We start from the raw sequence: 22908 nt of genomic DNA on the forward strand, positions 1-22908 counted from the left end.
TGCGAGGCCGCCTGGCCGTGCATCTATCGGTTCAGTTCAATTCAGTGCGGCGCGCACCACGAACGGGCGCTCGCCTGCTGCTTGCCTCAGCCTGGGGTGGAGTCGGCTTCGGCTGTCTAGGTGGATGCTTCTTTCGACGCAAGCGCGCCGAATACTTCATGCAGATCCGCTGCCCCGCGCGCGGGGCGCTCCAGCATCTTCAACTCGACGCTTTGCAGATGGTGCGACATCAGCGCGGCCGCCTGCTTCGCATCGCCGGCGTCGAGCGCGGCGAGAATCGCTTCGTGGTCCTCGAACGAGCACGGGCTGCGTCCGAGCGATTCGTACAGCGCGGAAATCAGCGTGGAACGCGCGACCAGCCCGTTCAGGCAATCGCACAACACTGAGTTGCCGGTCAGGTTCGCGAGCTCCGTATGAAACTCGCCCGACAAGCGGATCCATGCCGGAAAATCCCGCGTTTCGAATGCCTTGCGTTCCCGGCCGATCATGCCGCCGATGTTCTTCAGACGCCGCATGCCGTGTCCGCTACAGATCTTTTCGACGACGGCCAGCTCGATGATGCGGCGCATTTCGAACACCTCGTGCACCTCCTGCAACGACGGACTCGCGACGAACGCGCCACGATTCGGCTCGAGATCGACGAGGCGCTCACTCGCCAGCTGCGACAGGGCCTGGCGGATGGGGCCGCGCTTCACACTGAATACTTCGCATAGCTGAGCTTCGGTGAGCTTCGCGCCGGGTGCCAGCCGGTGCTCGAGGATCGCCGCGCGGATGCGCTCGGCGATTGCTTCGGGCTTCGAACTGTTCGCGACGGATTCGGTGTCGGACATGATTGGCGTCTCGGTATGTTGGTCATCATAGGACGGACACAAATATTGTCAACAATTTTTGCGTCGATTTTCGACAGTTTTTGTGCTGCGTGGCGTCAGCGGAAGGCTGTGAGCCAAGCTGCACGGCTGTCTGGCGGGAATCTTACCCGTTTTTTATAATGCCAAGACGAGTACTGGCAGCCAGTTTTTGTCAACAAAAACTGAAAACATTGGCGATGGGTGTGGGAGGTGGTGAGTGTGGAAATGCTGACAGTTAGTTGCGTTACTGACGCAAAAAAAGCGAGCGATCCGCCCGCCTCCGCCCCGCCCACGACGGCTTCAGCCAATGCTCGGATAGCCCGACGCCGTCAGCCTGAAGCCATGCGCATTGGCGACCAGATGCGCGGCCGCGCCGACCGGCAGTGTCACCATGTTATGAACGTGCCCGAACTGCAGCCCCGTCACGACAGGAATGCCGATCAGCGAGCGCACTTGCTCGACCATCGCGTGCAGGTCGTAGCCGTTGTCGTAGTCGTACGGCTTGCCGCCCGAGAAATCACCGAGCACGAGCGCCTTCTGCTGCGCGAGGATGCCGGCCAGATGCAGTTGATAGATCATCCGCTCGATACGGAACGGCTGCTCGTTGACGTCCTCCACGAACAGGATGCCGCCCTGCACCGGCGGCATGTACGGCGTGCCGACAAGCGACGCAACCACCGCCAGATTGCCGCCCCACAGCGTGCCCGTTACGTCGACGCTCTGCGCTTGCGGCGTGTCGCTCGCGACCGTGATGGTCGGCTGCGTCAACGCCGACCAGAAATGGCGCATCGTGAATTCGCTGAGCTGCTCGGCGCCGAAATCACTCATCAGCATCGGGCCGCCGAAGGTCTTCAAGCCGGCGCGCGCGAGCAGCGCCAGTTGGATCGCGGTGAAGTCGCTGTGACCGACCAGCGCTATCGGCTGATCGGCGAGCCGCCGCTGCAGCCCTTCGTAGTCGAGACCGTGCAGAATCCGCACCGCGCCGTAGCCGCCGCGCACGGCCAACACGACATCGGGCAGCTCACGCGATGGATCGGCGAGCCGGTTCAGATCGGCCGCGCGCTCGCCGTCGGTGCCGGCGAAGCGCTGGTAGCGGCGCTTCGCGGCCTCCTCGCCGTCGACTCGATGCCCCTGCGCACGCAGCCGATGCAGCGCGCGATGCAGCACCTCCGGATCATGCGGATAGCCGGATGGCGCAATCAGTTCGATGGTGCGAGATGCGGTCATGGCGAGACCCGTTGGGCGTTGTTGTTTTAGAGCGGCGTGGTTGGGGGCGGTTCGCTGCTGGAGGGTGTGGCGGTGTCCACGGCCGCTTCGGCCGCTTCAGCCGTTTCGCCACGCGCCGCCGCGCGGGCTGCGCGACTCGTCCGACGCCGCTCGGCAAAAAACGACCTGAGCGCGGCGCCACATTCGGCTTCGAGGACGCCGCCGCTGACCGTCGTGTGATGGTTCAACTGAGGATTCGCGAACGCATCGACCACGCTGCCGCACGCGCCGGTTTTTGGATCGCGCGCGCCGAACACGACACGGGCGATGCGCGCGTGCATGATCGCGCCGGCGCACATCAGGCAAGGCTCGAGCGTCACATAGAGTTCGCAACCCGGCAGACGGTAGTTTTGGAGCGACTGCGCGGCTGCGCGCAGCGCGACCATTTCGGCGTGCGCGGACGGGTCATGCGCGCCGATCGGATGATTGAAGCCCGTGGCGATGACTTCGTCGCCGCGCACGAGCACCGCGCCGACCGGCACTTCGCCGGCTGCGCGCGCTTCTTCGGCGGCGGCCTGAGCGAGCGCCATGAAGCGCAGGTCGCGTTCGGAGATGATGGCAGCGTCGGAATTTCCGGGAGGGATGGCGGCAGCGGCCATCGGGTGATCAGCCGCCGGTGCGAAGACCGCGCCGATGCAAGCGCCAACGGATTTCTCACCGGCCTCGGCTTGCGCAGAAGAGCCGATCGAGGCGGCACACGGGAGCGGCTCGTTCACTGCGAACCCGCGGCGGCTACATCGACATTGCCCACGCGCTCAGAGAGACGCTCCGCGATGCGGCGGCAATATTCGCGCGGCAGGACCATCGGGCCGCCGCGCAGCGATTCGAGCGCCATATCGAGCGCGAGCATGCGCGCCTGGAGACGACAACGGGTCGGCTGATCGCTCACGGCATTCAGCTCCGTTTGCAGATCGCGCAACGCGCGAAGCTGCTCGACGGCGGGCGGCACGAAGCCCGCATTTTTCAGAATCCGGTTGGCGACGCGCACCTCTTCAGGCACCAACGCATCGTCGTCGAGGGCCAGCGGCGCGCCCGCACCCGGCAAGTCGTCGAACTCTCCGCGCGCGGCGGCGGCGGCAATACGCTGTTCGACAAGCGCATCAAGCAATTTCATCTGCAATCCACAACGTTGCGGCCCGAGCATTCTATCAGGGAGCGCACGGGCGCTCCGTGCTCACTTGACGGCATAAAGGCGCCGATTTGCCGGCAACCCGGCATTTGACGGTGCTTCAGCGTGGACTTAGAGCGTGTTAGGCACTTTCTGTCAGACCTGGTAACCTGGCGGGATGATAGAACGCAAGCCATACCCGACAGATGTTTCGGACGAGGAATGGAGCTTCGCCGCTCCGTATCTGACCTTGATGAACGAAGATGCACCGCAGCGCCGATACGAACTGCGCGAAATGTTCAACGCGCTTCGCTGGATGGCGCGCGCGGGTGCATCGTGGCGCATGCTGCCGACCAACTTTCCGCCGTGGGAAATGGTCTACCAGCAAACGCAGCGCTGGCTGAACGCGGGTTGTTTCGAGGCGATGGTCAACGATTTGCGCTCGGTGCTGCGCGTGGCGCAACAGCGTCAGGGCCAGCCCAGTGCGGTCATTCTGGATGGACGCACATTGCAGTCCACGTGTGAAAGCGGGCCGCGTGCGGGCTACGACGGTTACAAGCGCAAGCGGGGCAGCAAGGTTCACATGGCTGTCGACACGCTGGGGATGCTGCTCGCGGTGCACATTACGCCGGCCAACGAGCAGGAGCGCGCGCAGGTGGCCGAGCTTGCGCGTCAGGTTCAGCACGTCACCGGTCAGACGGTGAAACTTGCGTTTGCTGACCAGGGCTATACGGGCGACACTGCTGCACAGGCCGCACGTGATGAAGGCATTGAACTGCAGGTCATCAAGCTGCCTGAGGCGAAGAAGGGCTTCGTGCTGCTGCCCCGCCGCTGGGTGGTCGAGCGCAGTTTCGGCTGGCTCAACCGCTTCCGGCGGTTGGCACGCGACTACGAGCGCCTGCCCGAAACCCTGGCAGGCCTGCACTTCGTCGTCTTCGCCATGCTTATGCTCGTTCATGCTGCACCGATTATGAAAAGTGCCTAACACGCTCTAGAGTAAGTCATCAAGTCACACAACGCGCGCGGCGCTTAACCGGCGCGGCACGTAGAGGTTCCCTCTCGTCGAATTTGACGCCGCCATGCCATTCAAACCGATCGGCCGTCCCAGTGCTCTTCCCGTCGCGGAATCGCATCCGATCTGCGCCGCGCAGCCAGTGCGAGGGGGCCAGCAAGCGTCTCGGCGGATCGGCGTGCGTAGCGCGCTGGCGGCGATTACCGCGGCCGCGCTGCTTTCCGGCTGCGGCGTTTTTTGCGGCGGCGCCGCGGCGAGCGGCGGCGCCTATGCCGGGGGCTGCGGGACGAGCGTGCGGTTCTAGCCGGCGCCTCGCGAAACAGCCGCGAATTCGTTACCGAGGTGGCCTACGCCCCTCCCTCAGCTCGGCCCCACCAACGGCCAACGCGCGAGGACGATATGTCTGGTCCGTCCCAGCAGGCTGTGCATCAGCGCAAACTCGCGCACATTCCAGCACGCCGCCTCGGCCGTACGGCGCTCGATCCACTGCATCCCGTACGCCAGCGTCATGTGCGGCGTAAAACGTGCGTCGGGCTCGATGCCGTCGTCGCGCAAGCCCGCTTCGAGCGCATCGTGAAGCGCCTGCAGTCCGTGCACACCGTGCTCGCCCACCAGCACCGCCGGCCCGAGCCGCGGCCTTTTCGCGAAGCTGGCGACCGCGTCGAATTCGACCGTAAATGGCGCCATGCTGACCGCCTCGGCCGCCCGTTTCGCCGCCTCGACCACATCCGCCGGCAAGCCGCCCGCGAAATTGCCGAGGTGCCTGAGCGTGACGTGCAAGCGGTTCGCCGCGAGCGGTTTGCCGCGCACGCCGCTGTGCCCGCCGCTACGCATGCGTGCCTCCACACAAAGCTGCTGCGCGAACTTCGCGATACCGGCCGCGGTATTGGCATCGGGATAGACCGCGAAAAAGAGCCCGTCGGTGGGCGGGGACGGCGCCTCGAGCCCGGGCAACCACAGTTGTTCAGGCATCGCGCCTCGTTCCTTCGCTGATTCTTTCCGTCGATCCGCACACCGCCGCGCAAGCGGCCCATTGCAGTCATGATACTGTATATTCATACAGTACGACAGGCCGTGTGCAACTGCGACGCGCTACAGATCGGCCGGCTTGCCGATGCGTTTGTACCAAAGCTCGATAAACGACTCGGCCGCCGGCGACAGCGAATGCTCGGCGCGTCGGATCAGATTCACGTCGCGTGTGACGAGCGGCGCTTCGAGCCTGCGCGCGACCAGATCGCGATGTGGAAACGACCCGAGTAGAATGCCCGGAAAAATCGCGATGCCGAGACCGGCCTGCACCATCGAAAGCCCGGTCGTCATATAGGACACTTCGTACTCGACCGCCTTGCGCATGCCGAGCGTGAACAACGTTTCGTCGATCAACTTGCGGATGCCGCTCGTCGACTTGATGCCGAGCCACGGATACTGCAGCGCATCCTTCCAGCTCACACGCCGCTTTTTCGCGAGTGCCGAATCCTTGCGGCAGATCGCGCACAAGTTGTCGCGCGCGAGGCATTGCAGCGTGATGCCCTCGGGGCGCTCGCTGATCGTGCCGATGCCGAACTCGACGTCGCCCGTCAGCGTCGACGCGGTCAGGCGATCGGGCGCGGCGTCGTCGACCGTTCTGCCAGATGTTCTGGCCGGCACGGCACGGGTGACGACGGAGATCCCGATACGCATGTTCAGGTCAGCACCAACAATTGTTGAGGAGCGTCGAGGCGATCTTGACGAAGGTGTAGCCGGTGACGCGCGCACTGGCGCCTACGCATCTCCATCGCAATATGTGGGTGGGCGCTGCGCACCACGTTGTCGATGTTCTGCTGAACGGCCTGAATCCGCACAACATTTAGCGCAGGAATCGAATCTCATTAAAGCCCGCGAAAACGCGGGCTTTGGTGTGTGGTGTTGCTAGATCGTGCCGTACGTGCGGGACGTCCAATCACGCCCACTCGATCGTCAATCAGCCGGCTGGAGCCTTGTGGGAACGGCGTTTCCGCCTGGTCACGCGGGGTCGATACCGTCAGTCATACCGAAATTCTGGCTCGGCAGTTAATGGGTTCCATTGCACGGCATTGGACAATCGGCACCCGCTCCGTTTAAAAAGCCAGCAAGACCGAGCATCTGAAGCCGATTCGATACCGTGAGCGAACCCCTGCGCGGGCGCCCACGTACACCGCCAGAAACACCGTGAGACTCATTCCAGAGCGGAGCCTTGCAAAATTGGGATGACAGTCGGAGTAGGATACTGGCCTTTTGAGCCAAAGTTCGGCGATCTCCTCAGGGGTGCCGAACCCGTCATCTCGCACCGATGCCCCTCGACTACCCTACCCTCGATGCGCTGCGCACGCGCCATCCCGCTTGGCGCCTGTTACGCTCCGACCACGCGCCGCTCGCTGTCAGCTTCCTGCACCGCGTGTTCGTCGCGCCAAACGTGCGCGTGGTGGCGGCTCCGCTTCTTGCCGAAGCACTCGAAGATGAGCTTTACGCGTTGCGCGAACAACTCGGCGATGACGCCTTCCCGAAGCCGGCGCTCGAGTATCTGAACGACTGGGCCAGCCCTGAAAAGGGATGGTTGCGCAAGTACTATCGCCAAGGATCCGATGAACCGCAGTTCGACCTGACACCCGCCACGGAGAAAGCGATCGCGTGGCTCGGCACGCTGACGGAACGCAGCTTTGTCGGCACGGAATCGAGGCTCTTGACACTTTTCGAGCTGCTGCGGCAGATGGGCGAAGGCAGCGAGGCGGACCCCGAAAAGCGTCTTGCCGAGCTCCACACGCGGCGCGGCCAGATCGACGAAGAAATCGCCCGCGTGGAGGCCGGTGACGTTCGGCTGCTCGACGATGCCGCGCTCAAGGACCGCTTTCAGCAATTCATGCAGATGGCGCGCGACCTGCTCACGGATTTCCGTGAAGTCGAACAAAACTTTCGGCTGCTGGACCGACATGTGCGCGAGCGAATCGCGCTCTGGGAAGGATCGAAGGGTGCGCTCATCGAGGAAATCATGGGCGAGCGCGACGCGATCGCCGATTCGGACCAGGGCAGCAGCTTCCGGGCGTTTTGGGACTTCCTGATGTCGAGCCGCCGTCAAGAGGAACTCTCGAAACGGCTCGAGCGCGTGCTGGCGCTGCCGGCGGTCATGGAAATGAGGCCCGACGCGCGCACGCGGCGCGTCCACTATGACTGGCTGGAAGCCGGCGAGCATACGCAGCGCACGGTAGCTCAGCTCTCGCAGCAGCTTCGACGCTTCCTCGACGATCAAGCGTGGCTCGAAAACCGCCGCATCATGGACATTCTGCGCGGTATCGAAACGAAAGCGCTTGCGCTGCGCGAAGCGCCCCCACCGGGCTCCGTCATGGAGATCGAGACCGCATCCACTGACATCGAGCTGCCGATGGAACGCCCGCTTTACGCGCCGGCGCTGCGCCCTCTCATTGCCAACGTCTCAATCGAAACCGGTGAGGCGAACCTCGATGCCTCGGCACTCTACACGCAGATCGTCGTCGATCGCGCGCGCCTCGCAGGCCATATCCGCCGATGCCTGCAAGATCGGCCGCAAGTGACGCTTGCCGAACTGACCGCTTCGCAGCCTCTCGAGCATGGGCTCGCCGAGCTCGTCGCCTATTTGCAACTGAGCGCCGAAGCTGGATCATTTCGCGCGACCGTCGATGAGACCATTTCCGATACGATCGAGTGGCAGGCGAACGACGCCAACGGAACACCAATCATTAAGCGCACGACGATGCCGCGTGTGATTTTCACAAGGTAGAGATGACGGAAGAACAGCAAGCCTCGTCGCCTGGTCGAGGCGATTTGTCGACAGTTGCCATCGCGCTGCTCAAGGGCGTGGTTTATCGTGATGGAAACGAGCGCCTCTGGGCCGCACTGCTCGAATTGCAGACGCACGCGCGCGACTACGTCGCCGTGCTTGGCCTCGAGCTCGTCGTGGACGAGGCGGAAGGCTACGCCTTCGTAAAAAGCCGCGCCGCGCATGACGCTGAAGTCGATGGGGAACAGGCTAAGCTACCCCGGCTCGTTGTCCGGCGTCCACTCTCGTTCCCCGTGAGCCTGCTGCTCGCGCTGCTGCGAAAGAAGCTGGCGGAATGGGATGCTGGCGGCGGCGACACGCGGCTCGTCCTTGCGCGCGAGGACATCGTCGAGCTCGTACGCGTATTCCTTCCCGCGAGCACCAACGAGGCGCGCCTGGTCGATCAAATCGATACACACGTGAACAAGATCGTCGAGCTCGGCTTCCTACGCCGGATGAAGACCACGAGCGGACCGCCCACATTCGAGGTGCGGCGCATTCTCAAGGCGTTCGTCGATGCGCAATGGCTGCTCGATTTCGACGCGCGGCTCGCGAGCTATCGGGCGCACCACCTTCAAGATTCGACGGTTTCTGACCAACAGGAGAGTCGCGATGAATGAGCCGCGCACGCTCGGCCTCGATTTTGCCGTCGACGACGCCCTGACGGGCTTTCGCCTCGAGCGGCTCGAGGTTTTCAATTGGGGAACCTTCGACCAACGAGTCTGGGTGCTGCGGGTCGATGGCCGCAACGGCCTGCTGACAGGAGACATCGGCTCCGGCAAGTCGACGCTCGTCGACGCCATCACCACCCTCCTCGTGCCCGCGCAGCGCATCGCCTACAACAAGGCGGCAGGCGCGGACAGCAAGGAACGTACGTTACGCTCGTATGTGCTTGGCTACTACAAGTCGGAGCGCAACGAGGTCACGGGGACGGCCAGGCCCGTGAGCCTGCGCGACCATAACAGCTATTCGGTGATTTTGGGCGTGTTTCGTAACGCCGGGTACGATGCCACAGTCACACTCGCGCAGGTGTTCTGGATGAAAGACGCACACGCTCAACCCGCGCGATTCTTCGTCTGTGCCGAACGCGATCTCTCGATCGCCGCTGACTTCTCGCGCTTCGGCACCGAGATCGCACAGCTGCGCAAAAAGCTGCGCGGGCTGGGTGCCGAAATCGAGGACACATTTCCGAAATACAGCGCCTGGTTCCGGCGGCGCTTTGGAATCGAAAACGAGCAAGCGCTCGAGCTCTTCCATCAAACGGTATCGATGAAATCGGTGGGCAATCTCACCGACTTCGTACGCAGCCACATGCTTGAGCCATTCGACGTTGCACCGCGCGTCGACGCACTGATCACTCACTTCGACGATCTGAATCGCGCGCACGAGGCGGTACTGAAAGCCAAGCGCCAGGTGGAACTGCTGACACCGCTCGTCGACGACTGCGATCGCCACAGCGAGCAAGGACACATTCTCGAAGGCTGGCGAGCGTGCCGTGAAGCACTGAAACCCTACTTCGCCGGGCTCAAGCTCGGCCTCATCGAGCGCCGCCTCCAATTGCTCGACGAGGATCACGCGCGTGCAATATCACGCAAGGCGCGGCACGAAGAAGCGCGCGACCAGGCGCGCCAGCGCGTGGACGATTTGCGCCGCGCCGTGGCCGAACAAGGCGGCGATCGCATCGCGCAGCTCGAGGTCGAAATCCGCCAGCACGAGCGAGAAAGCGCGCGTCGCCGCGAACGCGCGCAACGCTATGCCGCCATCGTTACGCTGCTCGGCGAAACCGAGGCCACGGATGAGGCCGCATTCGCTTCCCAACGCCAACGTCTGGCCGAGCGGCGCAGCTCGCTCGTCGACGACGAAGCGCAAGAGCAAAATGCGATTACCGAATGGAGCGTGGCCTTTCGCGAAGGGAAAGCGCAGCGTGATCTGCTAGAGGACGAAATCGCGAGCCTGAAAGCTCGACGTAACAACATCCCGAAGGAACAAGTCGCGATGCGGGCGAGCCTATGCTCGGCGCTCGGTCTGGAGGAAGACGCCCTGCCGTTCGCCGGCGAACTCATTCAGGTGCAAGAGGATGCGCGCGATTGGGAGGGCGCCGCCGAGCGCGTCCTGCACAACTTCGGCCTGTCGCTGCTCGTGCCCGACGAGCACTATGCGAACGTCGCGGCGTGGGTCGATCGCACTCATCTCCGGGGGCGGCTCGTCTACTTTCGCGTGCGCTCTGAACGCGCCGCGCGCGCAGCCGAGGCCATCGAGCTACACCGCCACTCGCTCGCACACAAACTCGCGATCAAGCCCGATTCGCTGTTCTATGGCTGGCTCGAGCGCGAAATCGGCCGCCGGTTCGACTATGCATGCTGCGATACGCAGGAGCAGTTTCGGCGCGAGATGCGCGCGATCACGCGTGCGGGCCAGGCGAAAGCGCTTGGCGAGCGCCACGAAAAAGACGACCGCCGCGCGCTTGACGATCGCAGCCGCTACGTGCTGGGTTGGAGCAACACGGCCAAAATTGCCGCCCTCGAAGCCCAACGGCGAGCGCTCGAGGTTCGGCTTGGCGAGATCGGACAGAAGCTTGGAGAAGCTCAAAGCCAGCACTCGAAGGTGCGCGAGCAGCTCGAAGCGCTTGCGCGCGTCGGCGAGTTCGTCGACTTCCGCGACATCGACTGGGGAAGCTGCGCGACCGCGATCGCACGTCTGGCAGACGAAAAAGCCCGCCTCGAAGCGGCAAGCGACGCCCTCGCGGAGCTAACGGCCCAATTGGACTCGGCGCAAGCGTCGTTGACAGAGAGTGAAGCGGCGATCTCGGACACCGACTCGGAACTGGGCGGTATCCTGGCCAGGCGGGAGGCAGCGCAAACGTTGCGCGACGAGACGCACGCGCTCGTTGCGCAAGTGAATGCCGAACTTGCCGAGCGAATCGAGGCGCTGCGAGCGGAGATTCTCGGCGAACACCAGCTTTCCGTCGAGTCATGCGACAACCGCGAGCGGGACGTGCGAGAGGCGTTGACAACCCGTATCGACAACGAAACGAAGTCGCTCGGCCGCCTTGCCGAAAAAATCGTCAAGGCCATGGCGGCCTTCAAGGATGCCTACAAGCTCGAAACGGCCGACTTCGATGCGAGCCTCGACGCGACCTCAGAGTACCGTGACATGCTCGCGCGGCTGCAAGCGGACGATCTGCCGCGCTTCGAAGCGCGTTTCAAAGAGCTGCTCAACGTCAATACGATCAACGAGATCGCCAACTTCCACGGCCAGCTCGCCCGCGAACGGCAAACGATCAAGGAACGTATCGAACGCATCAACGAATCGTTGCGACAAATCGACTACAACGCGGGCCGATACATCGTCCTCGAGAGTCAGTCCAGCCCCGACGCAGAGATCCGCGAATTCCAGAGCGACCTGCGCGCTTGCACCGAGGGCGAACTCACCGGCTCGGACGATAGCCAATACTCGGAGACCAAGTTCCTGCAAGTCAAACGGATCATTGACCGGTTCCGCGGCCGCGAAGGGTTGACCGAGCAGGACCGGCGCTGGCGCGCCAAAGTGACCGACGTGCGCAACTGGTTTCTGTTCGCCGCCAGCGAGCGTTGGCGTGAGGACGACAGCGAATACGAGCACTATTCGGACTCGGGCGGTAAATCGGGCGGCCAGAAGGAAAAGCTCGCCTATACGATCCTTGCCGCGAGTCTCGCCTATCAGTTCGGCCTCGAATGGGGCGCCGTGCGTTCTCGATCGTTCCGCTTCGTCGTCATCGACGAGGCGTTTGGACGAGGCTCCGACGAATCGGCGCAATACGGTCTCACATTGTTTCAAAAACTGAACCTGCAACTGCTGATCGTCACGCCGCTGCAGAAGATTCACATCATCGAGCCGTTCGTTTCGAGCGTCGGATTCGTTCAGAACGAGGGCGGACGCGCCTCGAAGCTGCGCAACCTGTCGATCGAGGAGTACCGCGCGCGCAAGGCGGAGTTCGAGCAATGAATTGGACCACGACCGCCGAACTGCGCGTTCGCCTCCAGCGCCTATGGGAGCGTGGCGAATGGCTGCGGAGCCTCGTAGACGGCACCGAGGGGCTGTTCCCGCTACGTCTAACGATAAAAGGCCCGAACTCTTCCGAATTGGCCGAACGCTTCGACGCGGTACGCGCATGGATCGCGGAGATTGCCGCGACACCGCGCGTACGCATCGAATGGCGCGAAATCAATCATCGCATTCTCGGCCTGCAGCGTTTGCCACAAGCAGCTTGGGTGGACAGTCTGGACGATGCGCTCGCGGTCGCCGGCAAGCGCCGCGACGCAGCGCAGTTCGAGCGGCTGCTCGAAATCACACGCTCCCGCCAGCCGAAGCTCACCACGTGGCTTGCGCAGCGCCCGTTGCAAGCACTCGAATTCGCAGGCGATTGGGAACGACTGCTGGCAGTCGTCGATTGGCTGCAAGCACATCCGCAGCCGGGCGTATATCTTCGCCAGGCCGAAATCGCCAACGTCGACACGAAATTCATCGAGGCGCGGCGCGGCGTCCTCGCCCAATGGCTCGATCTCGTGCTGCCGTCGGAGTCAATCGACAGCAGCCGGACAGCCGCCGCCCAATTCGCTGCTCGCTACGGGTTCCGCGAGAAGCCGCCTCGGATTCGATTTCGCGCGCTCGATGACAGGCTCGCCGTTCTGCCCGGCATGGGCCGGCCCGACATCGCACTCGACGCTGACAGCTTCGCGCGCCTCACACTGCCATGCCGCCACGTGTTCATTACGGAAAACGAGATAAATTTTTTGGCGTTTCCCGACGTTCCGCAGTCGATCGTGCTCTTCGGGGCGGGCTACGGTTGGGAAGCTCTCGAGCCGGCGCGATGGCTCACGGACTGTGCGCTCCACTACTGGGGCGACATCGACACGCACGGCTTCGCCATTCTCGATCAATTGCGCAGCCGGTTCCCGCATGTTGGATCGTTCTTGATGGACCGCGCGACGCTGGTGGCGCATGAAGCGTTCTGGGGAGAAGAAGGCGATCAGGTCACGCGCGATCTGCCGCGGCTCACGGCCAAAGAGCGGGAACTCTTCGATGACCTCCGCGACAACCGGATTCGCCATGGATTGCGGCTCGAGCAGGAGCGCGTGGGATTCGGGTGGGTCAGGGCGGCGCTCGAAGAGCGGGCTTGCGCTTAGAACTTCCCCATCTCGCCGCCAGGTACAACTCGAATACGACTCGAAGCAGGCCGCCTCGAAGATGCCTTCCCCGACTCCCACGTTCAGCGACTTTAGTTTGCGCTGCCGTCGCGCAGCAGAGCATCCGAGATCGTCGACAGCACCTCAGCCAGTCGTCTTGCCGTCTCGGGAGATGGCAGCGGCAACCTGAGACTTCGCGCGCCCGTCACGGCATCGCGCTCGACCCACGGGTGTGCGGCAACCGCGCCATCGCCCGGCTCATTCAACGCCGACACCAGCGCCGCGCCGAACTGCAGCAACCCTGACCACGGTTCGAAGGACGCGCCTCGTTGCGCTGTATCGATGGTCGAAGCTTGAGGCCGCTCGCCGGTACCGGCGAGGTCGGTTTCCACGACGCTCGCGTCACGCGCCGCGTCGCCGGACACGACTGCGCCGCTCGCGGCTTCCTCCGCCGCGGCCATGACCTCGCTCTCTCCCATGCGCCCCGCGACGTTTTCGACATCCTTCATGAAGCGGGTCAGGCGCGAACCACCGAGCAGAATTTCGCTGGCGCCGCCATCGAGGATGCCTTCCGCCAGCGAGCGCTTGAAAGCCAGCACCGACAGCATGCCCTCCTCGATCGTTCCCTTCGCGATGTAATTGACGACTTGTACCGGCTTTTTCTGGCCCAACCGATAGATGCGCGCGATGCGCTGTTCCAGCACCGCCGGGTTCCACGGCAGATCCATGTTCACGAGCGTCGACGCGTGCTGGAGGTTGAGCCCCGTGCTACCTGCGTCCGTCGACAGAAATACCCGACAGTCCGAATCGTCCCGAAAGCGCTGCACCAGCGCGGGCCGATTTTCCGACGGCACGCCGCCATGGAAGCTGACGTAGCCGATGCCGAGCTTCTTGAGCCGGCGAATGACTATCTCATGCGTGCGCGTCCATTGACTGAACACCACGACTTTCTCGTCCGGCTGCGTGAAAAGCGACTCGAACAACGTCGCCAGCTCGTCGGCCTTCACGCCATGATCGGTTTCCTGGTCCAGCAGATAGGTGCTGTTGCACGACATGCGCATGTTCTGCAAAGCACAGGTGAGGCGCCTCTGGTCCTGATCCGACAGAAACCTGGTGTTGCGCCAGCGCCGGACGATTTTGGCCACGATGTCCGCGTTTTCCGTGTGATACGCCATCTGCAGCTCGGTCATGGGCACCAGCAGATTCTGGTCGGTGCGCCCGGGCAACTGCAGCAGCACCTCGGACTTGCGACGCCGTATCATGATCGGTGCCAGGGTCTGGCTGATCTTCTCGAGGCCCGTGTATCCCGTCACGCGTCCCGCCTCGTCCTTGAGCTGATGTTCGTGCAGCAGCTTCCACGTGGGCCCGAGACGGTGCTGGTCGACGAATTGAACGATGGAAACGAGTTCCTCCAGCTTGTTTTCGAGAGGCGTTCCCGTCAGCACGACGGCATAGGGGCTGTCGATTCGCTTGAGAGCCTTCGCCGCAATGGTGTTCCAGTTCTTGATGCGCTGCGCCTCGTCGACGATGACCAGCTCCGGCGCCCACGCGGAAATCATGTCAAGGTCCGATTTCAGCTTCTCATAGTTGGTGATCTTGTAGAGATCCTGGGCCGCATATTCGCCCCGCCTCTGGGCAAGGCCGCCCGCGACTACCCTCGAAGCGTGGCCGGAGAACCGCGTGATCTCGCTCTGCCACTGATACTTGAGCGAAGTCGGGCAAATCACCAGCACTTTCGACACGCCAAAATGCCGGATCAGGATTTCCGCCGCCGCGACGGCCTGCACCGTCTTGCCGAGGCCCATTTCGTCGCCGATCAAGGCGCGCCCGGCACGCACGGCGAACAATGCGCCTTCGGCCTGGTACGGATAGAGCGGCACCTTGAGCAGCTTCTTCAGCGAGGGCGTCGCCCCTCCTTGCGGAAACTGCCCGTCGAGCATCCTGGCACGGCGCGCCGCATCGTTTCGGCCAGCGATGAAGTCGAGCGCGTCGTCATGGGCGCGCAATTCGTGCCCGGCCTTCGCCACCCTGGAGAGAAAGCGCCCGAGATCTTCGAAACGGTCCTCCGGCAGATGCCATCGCCGAGACTCGTCGAACAAAGCGGCGGCCGCTTTGGCTACCTTTGCCGGACAATCCGCGCCGGCGCGAAAATGGACCGCTCGCCCTCCCTCGTTTCGCAAATACAGCTCCGAGAATGCGGGCTGATAACCACGGGCGAAGGCCGCCTTTGCGCCTCGCTTGCGCAGCAGTCGCGACAAGGTAAATTCAATGTGCTTGCAGGTGCCGAGTTCGTTGGTGGCGTAATCGGGACAGTCGCAAAAGTTGTCGCCCGGGCAGGTCCCACGAATCGACACGCGATAGCTGAAGTTCGACTCCGGATTGCCGACGCGGAATTCGGAGAAATACGTCTCCGTCCCGAGATTCTCCAGCGAGAACGCTTGCTCTTGCCCGAATTGCCGACGCAAGGCGCGCTGCCAGTCGGCGGGCGACATGTGATCGGGGGCGTGGATGCGGGAAAGCTTCGAGGATCGACGTGACTTGGTGGAAGAGTGTTTGCTAGTCATGACTTGACGTGATATTTGCGCGACCGACCCGCTCCAACAATGCGAAGTCCAGCGGGTCTCGGATTGCCTCCCACGCGGGCAGATCCAGTCAATCCGCCAACGGCTGAATCCGCCCCTCGGATCGAGTCCGTAAGGCGTCCTTGATTGCCTACCGGCTCGGTAAAAAAGAGGCCACACAGTATATCCCGGGCCTCGTCCTCCATCGCCCGCAGATTCGACACACAAGGTGGCACTCAGCACCGGCACTACCACATTCCCGGGCAATAGTTTCGGCACGTAGCTCTACCCGTCGATCCAGGCACTTCTCGATCCAGTCGCCAGGCTGAAACTTGACGGATTCTGCCACGGCGCGTATTGACATCAGATATACATTGCCCTGCCATACGTATATCTATCGTATATACAGTATGGAGTGCATCATGCGCGACGCACCTATTAATCTTCGCGCCTTGCCAGAGCAACGTGATCTGATCGATTACGCAGCGAGCCTGCTTGGCAAAAACCGCTCTGACTTTATGTTGGAGGCCGCTTGCGAGCGCGCTCAGGCCGTCGTCCTGGATCGCACTTTCTTTGGGCTTGATTCGGAAAAATTTAAGCAGTTCACCGAATTGCTAGACGCGCCGAAAGCCGCAAACGCGGGTCTTGCACGTCTTATGGACGTGAAAACCCCTTGGAATGAAAACAGCGAATGAATCGGAAGCTTTCTGCTCCGCAGCCGCTGCTGGCCGAGCACGACGTTGCCAGCTTTTCCTGCGGAAGGCTGGAGCTTGACGACGAGCTGAAGCGGCGCGCCCTGATTAACCACAACAGTGGGACAAGCCGTGTATTTGTAACGACCGATGATACCGGCCGCGTCTACGCTACTATGCCCTCGCGGCTGGAGCCGTTGCCCATGTCGATGCAACCGGCAACGTTCGTCGAAATATGCCGGATCCAATTCCGGTGGTTGTGCTTGGCCGGCTAGCGCGAGACGTAAATACAAAAGGCATCCAACTCGGCACTGCCCTTTTGAAGGACGTCCTCAATCGCGCTAGCTCGATCGCAAAAGATCTTGGCGTACGTGCGATGCTTGTGCATGCGATTGACGCACACGCAGCGGCTTTCTATGAGTCGTACGGGCTCACACCGTCTCCGATTCATACCCTCACACTCATGCTCCGACTGGCATGACGAGTGCGCAGAAAAGCCGCAGGGTGCGGCTTTTCTTCACCTGGCCAACTTTCCGCCACTACAGAATTGTCCAAAATCTACGTCGGTACACGTGCCGTGGACAGCGGAAATTGCTGTCCGTGTACGAGCTTGCGCACGACCGAAACCCGGCTTCATGAAGCCCTGGCATGTAGTACCGAAGCTGACGAATGACGCTCAGAAAGGCTGGTCGGCAATCTTGTACAGAGTTGTACGGGGCTTGAGGTTGCGAAGCGCGAATTCGGTGAGCATCGTGTGTCGTTCTCGTGGTTGGGACGACTTTTTACCGTCACCAACCACAAGACCTACAGACGCCCGCAAACCCACGCGGAGTCTAGCTTTTCGGGGAAAACTTTACCGTCATGCCCGGAATCGCATTGACGGTAACAATTGAAACCCGAATTTCGAACGGAACCATACCGTCCGGTTTACCGACACTTGTACCGTCTTTGATACCGTCGAAGACGCCCAGCTTTCTACGGAATGGTGGAGATACCCATTAAAAATCAAATACTTAGAGGCAACGTTGCACTCTGATAGACAATCCGAACATACCTCATAAGCCATTGATTTAATTGAGATATTTTTACCTTCATTCCCACTCGATCGTCGCAGGCGGCTTCCCCGAGATGTCGTAGACGACCCGGTTGATCCCGCGAACTTCGTTGATGATCCGGTTCGACACATGCCCAAGCAGTTCATGCGGCAGATGCGCCCAATGCGCGGTCATGAAGTCGAGCGTCTGCACCGCGCGCAACGCGACGACGTACTCGTAGGTGCGCCCGTCGCCCATCACGCCGACGCTCTTGACCGGCAGGAACACCGCGAACGCCTGGCTCGTCAGGTCGTACCACGACTTGCCGGTTTCCTTGTCGATCGTGTTGCGCAGCGTCTCGATGAAAATCGCGTCCGCGCGGCGCAGCAGGTCCGCGAAATCGCGCTTCACTTCGCCGAGGATCCGCACGCCCAGACCCGGACCCGGGAACGGATGGCGATACACCATCGAGTGCGGCAGACCCAGCTTCACGCCAAGCTCGCGCACTTCGTCCTTGAACAGCTCGCGCAACGGTTCGAGCAGCTTCAGGTTCAGCGTCTCCGGCAGACCACCGACGTTGTGGTGGCTCTTGATGGTTTGCGCGGCCTTCTTGCCCTTGCCCGCCGATTCGATCACGTCCGGATAGATCGTGCCTTGTGCCAGCCACTTCGCGTCGGTCAGCTTGCCGGCTTCGGCCTGGAACACTTCGACGAACTCCGCGCCGATGATCTTGCGCTTCGCTTCAGGATCGGTCACGCCGGCGAGCTTACCGAGGAATGCTTGGCTCGCGTCGACGTGAATCACCTTCACGCCAAGGTGATCGGCGAACAGCGCCATCACCTGCTCGGCTTCGTTCAGGCGCAGCAGGCCATGGTCGACGAACACGCAGGTCAGTTGATCGCCGATCGCGCGGTGCAGCAGCGCCGCCGCCACCGACGAATCCACGCCGCCCGACAAGCCCAGAATGACGTGCTCGTTACCGACCTGCTCGCGAATCTTCGCGACGGCTTCGTCGATGTAGTGGCCCATTTCCCAATCGGCCTTCGCGCCGCAGATCTGCAGCACGAAGCGCTCGAGCATCGCGCGGCCCTGCACCGTGTGCGTGACTTCCGGATGCCATTGCAGGCCATAGAAGCGGCGCTGCTCGTCGGCCATCGCGGCGATCGGGCACGATTCCGTCGATGCCATCAGCGCGAAACCCGGCGGCATCTCCAGCACCCTGTCGCCGTGGCTCATCCATACCTTCAGCATGCCGTGGCCTTCGGACGTGGTGAAGTCGCTGATGCCTTCGAGCAGGCTCGTATGGTTGCGCGCGCGCACTTCGGCGTAGCCGAATTCGCGCAGATGACCGATGTCGACCTTGCCGCCGAGCTGCTGCGCCATCGCCTGCATGCCGTAGCAGATGCCGAGCACCGGCACGCCGAGTTCGAACACGGCTTGCGGCACGCGCGGCGTGTCTTCCTCGGTGACCGAGCTCGGGCCGCCCGACAGAATCACGCCCTTCGGCGCGAAGTCGCGGATGAACGACGCGTCGACGTCGTACGGATGGATTTCCGAATACACGTTGGCTTCGCGAACGCGACGTGCAATCAGTTGGGTGACTTGCGAACCGAAGTCGAGAATCAGGATCTTGTCATGCATGGCAGCGGACGGAATCAGAAGTGAGCGGATACGGAATGCCGCGCGCGAGGCGCGGCGTCGAATTCAAAGCGGTCCGCGCGGCGACGGTCTTGGCGCGGCGCGGACAGCCAACATTACGATGAAGCACAAGGGCGCGGCCAACCACGGAACTCGCCGCCTGCGATGCGCGCGAACGAAATCCGCTAGCTTCGGCAAACGGCCTGGCGCGCGGCGCTTCAACCATGAAACGGCGGGCGGGGTGCGCCGGGCACGTCGTTGCTGGTGTCGCGCGCGGCGCGTTCGGACTCGCTCTGGCCGGGCTCGCTTGCGGCCGGATGAAGCGGCGCGGTAGTGGCAACGGAAGCCGCGGCAGCCGGATTGGCCGGCCGCGTGACCGGCACGACGGGCTCTGGCACCGGCTCGGCGTGATAGACCGGAAAGCCCGCTGAGGCATGTGGCTCGCGCGCGTTGTCGCGTTCGGGTTCACGCTCCCGTGCGGCATCCTTTTCGGCCTCTTTCGCGGCACGCTTATCGGCACGACTGTCGGCCTTGCTCGACGAGGGCTTGATCACGATCCCCTTCTCGCGCCGCCGCACCGCACCCGACAGTCGCACGCCGCCGAGCCCGATCACCACCAGCACCACACCGGCCAGCACCGCCACCATCTGGCCGAAACCGGTCAGCGACGGCGTATGCAGCCCGAGCAGCCAGACCAGCATCAGCACGCCGATCAGCCAGTGCACATGACCGACGACCTTCGCGACCGTCGAGGTCAGCGCCCCGTCGAACGACGCATGCACCGCGAGCCACGCGAGCCCGATCAGCGCGACGCCGAACGCCTGGCCGACCAGCATCGGCTCCGTTGGCACCAGTTGCAACGCGTCGTACAGCGAGGTCCACGGCGTCAGCACGAACAGCAGGCCGAACGCCAGCAGCAACAACGCATCGAGGATCAGTACAACGCGCAGCAGTGGCTTCATGGGCGTTTAGTCCACGTGGTAGTTGGGCGCTTCCTTGGTGATTTGCACATCGTGCACATGCGACTCGCGCAGGCCCGCACCGGTGATCTGCACGAACTCGGCCTTCTCGTTCATTTCGGCGATGGTGCGGCAGCCGCAGTAGCCCATGCTCGCGCGCACGCCGCCGATCAGCTGGAACAGGATTGCGTTGACCGAACCCTTGTACGCGACGCGACCTTCGATGCCCTCCGGCACCAGCTTGTCGATGTTGGCCGAGTTGTCCTGGAAGTACCGGTCCGCCGCGCCGTCCTTCATGGCGCCGACCGAGCCCATGCCACGGTACGACTTGTACTGGCGGCCCTGGTACAGGAATACATCGCCCGGCGACTCCTCGGTACCGGCGAACATGCTGCCCATCATGACCGCGCTGGCGCCCGCCGCGAGCGCCTTGCTGACGTCGCCCGAGAAGCGCACGCCGCCGTCGGCGATGACCGGCACGCCGGTGCCACTCAGCGCTTCGGACACGTTGGAGATAGCGGTGACCTGCGGCACGCCGACGCCTGCGACGATTCGCGTCGTGCAGATGGAGCCCGGGCCGATACCGACCTTGACGCCGTCCGCGCCGTATTCGACGAGCGCCCTGGCGGCCGCGGCGGTTGCGATGTTGCCGCCGATCACCTCGACGTGCGGGAAGTTCTGCTTGACCCACTTGACGCGCTCGAGCACGCCCATGCTGTGGCCATGCGCGGTATCGACGACGATCACGTCGACGCCGGCCTGCACGAGCAGCTCGACGCGCTCTTCGTTGTCCGCGCCGACGCCGACCGCCGCGCCCGCGCGCAGCTTGCCGTGCTCGTCCTTGCATGCATCCGGGTGCTCGGTCTGCTTGGTGATGTCCTTGACGGTCATCAGGCCGCGCAGTTCGAATGCGTCGTTGATGACCAGCACGCGCTCGAGGCGGTGGCTGTGCATCAGCGCCTTCGCTTCGGCGAGCGGCGTGCCTTCCTTGACAGTGACGAGGCGCTCGCGCGGCGTCATGATGTTGCGCACCGGCTCGTCCAGACGCTCTTCGAAGCGCAGGTCGCGATTCGTCACGATGCCGACGAGCTGCGAGCCCTCGACGACCGGGAAGCCCGAAATGCCATGCTGGCGCGACAGTGCGATCACGTCGCGCACTTTCATATGCGGCGGCACGGTGATCGGATCGCGCACGACGCCCGACTCGAAACGCTTGACCTTCGCGACTTCACGCGCCTGCTCGGCCGGCGTGAGGTTCTTGTGGATGATGCCGACGCCGCCCATTTGCGCCATGGCGATTGCCAGACGTGCTTCGGTGACCGTGTCCATCGCGGCGGACACGAGCGGCATGTTGAGGGAGATGTTGCGGGTCAGCCGGGTCTTGAGGCTGGTGTCGCGCGGCAGAACATCGGAGAAGGCCGGGACGAGGAGCACGTCATCGAACGTGAGTGCTGTTTGGATCAGACGCATGGCAAATCCTATAGGCGCAAAAGCGAATTATACGCGATACCACCCCGGTTTTCACTGCGCGAACAGCAGCTTAGCGAATTTCAGACGATTTTTTGCCGCTCCCGCCTGCGTCGATTTCGCTCGCCTGTTCGCGTCGGGTTCGAACGGGTTTCGTTTGCGCGTTCGCAGGCGAAACCGGAGCAGAGCCGGCGGCATTTTCGCGGCACGTACCCTGTCGAGCGGCCTGAATGCAGGATCGAACAAGACGCCCCGCTCGCAAAACCGCTATTCTGCCGGCCATTCCAGTTTATCCAGCAGAGGCAGTCGATGCAGCGCGGTGTCGTATATGGCGTCATGGCCGGAGCCTTGTGGGGCATGGTGTTTCTGGTGCCGCGGGTGCTGCCCGACTTCTCCCCGCTCCTGCTCGTCGCCGGCCGCTACTCGATGTACGGCGTCGTGTCGCTCGCCGCGGCGCTGCCGATCGCGCGTTCGCTCGCCAAACGGCTGAGCCGCGAGGATCTGATCGCGCTCGTCAAGCTCGCGCTGGCCGGCAATATCGTCTATTACCTGCTGCTGACGGCCGCCGTGCACCTGATCGGAATCGCGCCGGCCTCGCTGATCGTCGGCGTGCTGCCGGTCACGGTCACGCTGGTCGGCCGGCGCGATCACGGCGCGGTGCCGCTCACGCGCCTCGCATGGCCGCTCGCGACCGTGATGGCGGGCATCGTCTGCATCAATATCGACCTCTTTCCGGTGGCCGGCGCGGCGCCGGTGAGCATCGCGACGCGCCTGCTCGGCGTGGCCTGCGCGGTGGGCGCGCTCATCTGCTGGACCTGGTTCGCGGTCGAGAACGCCCGTTACCTGCAGCGTCAGACGCATTTCAGCGGCAATGAGTGGTCGGTGCTGTGGGGCGTCGTGACTGGCGCGCTCGGCGGCGCGTTGTGGCTCGTGGTCGCGGTGCTGCCGTCGGGCGGCCCGCACGGTGAGTTGGCCGACCCGCGCTGGCACACGTTCTGGCTGCTCAACCTCGCACTCGCGATCGGCGCGTCGTGGCTCGGCAACGGCCTGTGGAATGCCGCGGCAAAACGGCTGCCGCTAACGCTGTCCGGCCAGATGATCGTGTTCGAGACGCTGTTCGCGCTGCTTTACGCGTTCATTTACGACGAGCGCCTGCCGCGCCCGCTCGAACTCGCGGCGATCCTGCTGCTGGTGGCGGGGGTCTGGTGGTCGGTGCGCCGGCATTCGGACGACGATTCGTCGGGTGCGGCGCGCATCGAGGGCATGAACGATAAGGCGCAGACGGCGGCGCCTTGAGGTGACGTGACGCGATGATGCAAAACGGGCGGCGCGCGAAAAAAGTCCGCCGCC

Annotated in this window: 18 protein-coding genes; 8 read left to right on the forward strand and 10 right to left on the reverse strand. The window is 63.2% G+C overall.

From position 1 onward, the window contains the following. Positions 1-116 precede the first annotated feature (116 nt). From OKW26_RS26480 to OKW26_RS26495, 4 genes are all read right to left on the reverse strand, one after another. Positions 117-830, reverse strand: coding sequence for a GntR family transcriptional regulator (locus tag OKW26_RS26480; RefSeq protein ID WP_429355695.1), 714 nt, complete (start codon positions 828-830; stop codon positions 117-119). A 318-nt stretch (positions 831-1148) separates the two neighbouring features. Beyond that, positions 1149-2075, reverse strand: coding sequence for a muramoyltetrapeptide carboxypeptidase (gene ldcA / locus OKW26_RS26485; RefSeq protein WP_429355696.1), 927 nt, complete (start codon positions 2073-2075; stop codon positions 1149-1151). A gap of 26 nt (positions 2076-2101) precedes the next feature. Next, a complete protein-coding gene (tadA, locus tag OKW26_RS26490; RefSeq protein ID WP_429355697.1) occupies positions 2102-2830 on the reverse strand; it encodes a tRNA adenosine(34) deaminase TadA in 729 nt (242 codons plus the stop codon). Next, the gene (locus OKW26_RS26495; protein ID WP_018417683.1) at positions 2827-3228 is read right to left on the reverse strand and encodes a DnaJ family domain-containing protein; all 402 of its coding nucleotides are present in this window, start codon (positions 3226-3228) and stop codon (positions 2827-2829) included. The genes tadA and OKW26_RS26495 overlap by 4 nt, the downstream gene beginning before the upstream one ends. A gap of 175 nt (positions 3229-3403) precedes the next feature. Here OKW26_RS26495 and OKW26_RS26500 point away from each other — a divergent pair, with 175 nt between their 5' ends. Continuing rightward, complete coding sequence (locus tag OKW26_RS26500) at positions 3404-4207, forward strand: IS5 family transposase (RefSeq protein WP_143037180.1); 804 nt, start codon at positions 3404-3406, stop codon at positions 4205-4207. Between the two features lie 387 nt (positions 4208-4594). Here OKW26_RS26500 and OKW26_RS26505 read toward each other — a convergent pair whose 3' ends face one another. Further along, positions 4595-5206, reverse strand: coding sequence for a 2'-5' RNA ligase family protein (locus OKW26_RS26505; protein ID WP_429355698.1), 612 nt, complete (start codon positions 5204-5206; stop codon positions 4595-4597). A gap of 120 nt (positions 5207-5326) precedes the next feature. Beyond that, complete coding sequence (locus OKW26_RS26510; protein WP_429355699.1) at positions 5327-5914, reverse strand: LysR substrate-binding domain-containing protein; 588 nt, start codon at positions 5912-5914, stop codon at positions 5327-5329. A gap of 628 nt (positions 5915-6542) precedes the next feature. Between OKW26_RS26510 and OKW26_RS26515 the strand changes: the two genes are divergently transcribed. Genes OKW26_RS26515 through OKW26_RS26530 form a run of 4 tightly spaced genes read left to right on the forward strand, consistent with a single transcriptional unit; the run spans position 6543 to position 13207 of the window. After that, positions 6543-8003 carry a DUF3375 domain-containing protein gene (locus OKW26_RS26515; protein WP_018417679.1) on the forward strand — a complete coding sequence of 487 codons (1461 nt, stop codon included), beginning with the start codon at positions 6543-6545 and terminating at the stop codon, positions 8001-8003. A 2-nt stretch (positions 8004-8005) separates the two neighbouring features. After that, positions 8006-8662: a DUF4194 domain-containing protein gene (locus OKW26_RS26520; protein ID WP_429355700.1), complete on the forward strand. Its 657-nt coding sequence runs from the start codon at positions 8006-8008 to the stop codon at positions 8660-8662. Continuing rightward, positions 8655-12026 (forward strand): ATP-binding protein, encoded by a 3372-nt coding sequence (locus OKW26_RS26525; RefSeq protein ID WP_429355701.1) that lies wholly within the window; start codon positions 8655-8657, stop codon positions 12024-12026. Before OKW26_RS26520 ends, OKW26_RS26525 begins: the two co-directional genes overlap by 8 nt. Continuing rightward, positions 12023-13207, forward strand: coding sequence for a Wadjet anti-phage system protein JetD domain-containing protein (locus OKW26_RS26530; protein ID WP_429355702.1), 1185 nt, complete (start codon positions 12023-12025; stop codon positions 13205-13207). The genes OKW26_RS26525 and OKW26_RS26530 overlap by 4 nt, the downstream gene beginning before the upstream one ends. 92 nt (positions 13208-13299) lie before the next feature. Here the strand turns inward: OKW26_RS26530 and OKW26_RS26535 are convergent, their stop codons facing one another. Further along, a complete protein-coding gene (locus OKW26_RS26535; RefSeq protein ID WP_429355703.1) occupies positions 13300-16017 on the reverse strand; it encodes a DEAD/DEAH box helicase in 2718 nt (905 codons plus the stop codon). A 173-nt stretch (positions 16018-16190) separates the two neighbouring features. Between OKW26_RS26535 and OKW26_RS26540 the strand changes: the two genes are divergently transcribed. Both OKW26_RS26540 and OKW26_RS26545 read left to right on the forward strand, forming a co-directional pair. Next, on the forward strand, positions 16191-16463 hold the full coding sequence (locus OKW26_RS26540) for a DUF1778 domain-containing protein (RefSeq protein ID WP_184056868.1): 273 nt from the start codon (positions 16191-16193) through the stop codon (positions 16461-16463). After that, entirely contained in the window at positions 16460-16735 is a 276-nt protein-coding gene (locus OKW26_RS26545) for a hypothetical protein (RefSeq protein WP_429355704.1), read from the forward strand. The genes OKW26_RS26540 and OKW26_RS26545 overlap by 4 nt, the downstream gene beginning before the upstream one ends. An 816-nt stretch (positions 16736-17551) precedes the next feature. On the opposite strand, the gene guaA is transcribed toward OKW26_RS26545, so the two are convergent. The 3 genes from guaA to guaB all read right to left on the reverse strand — a co-directional run bounded on the left by guaA (position 17552) and on the right by guaB (position 21561). Next, positions 17552-19135: a glutamine-hydrolyzing GMP synthase gene (gene guaA, locus OKW26_RS26550; RefSeq protein WP_429355705.1), complete on the reverse strand. Its 1584-nt coding sequence runs from the start codon at positions 19133-19135 to the stop codon at positions 17552-17554. Positions 19136-19350: 215 nt separating this feature from the next. Further along, positions 19351-20094 (reverse strand): hypothetical protein, encoded by a 744-nt coding sequence (locus OKW26_RS26555; protein ID WP_429355706.1) that lies wholly within the window; start codon positions 20092-20094, stop codon positions 19351-19353. 6 nt (positions 20095-20100) lie between these two features. Next, on the reverse strand, positions 20101-21561 hold the full coding sequence (gene guaB / locus OKW26_RS26560) for an IMP dehydrogenase (protein WP_429355707.1): 1461 nt from the start codon (positions 21559-21561) through the stop codon (positions 20101-20103). Positions 21562-21867: 306 nt separating this feature from the next. Here guaB and OKW26_RS26565 point away from each other — a divergent pair, with 306 nt between their 5' ends. Next, the gene (locus OKW26_RS26565) at positions 21868-22854 is read left to right on the forward strand and encodes a DMT family transporter (RefSeq protein WP_429355708.1); all 987 of its coding nucleotides are present in this window, start codon (positions 21868-21870) and stop codon (positions 22852-22854) included. Positions 22855-22908 lie beyond the last annotated feature (54 nt).

Source organism: Paraburkholderia sp. 32 (assembly GCF_050435345.1).
GTDB classification, from domain to species: Bacteria; Pseudomonadota; Gammaproteobacteria; order Burkholderiales; family Burkholderiaceae; genus Paraburkholderia; species Paraburkholderia tuberum.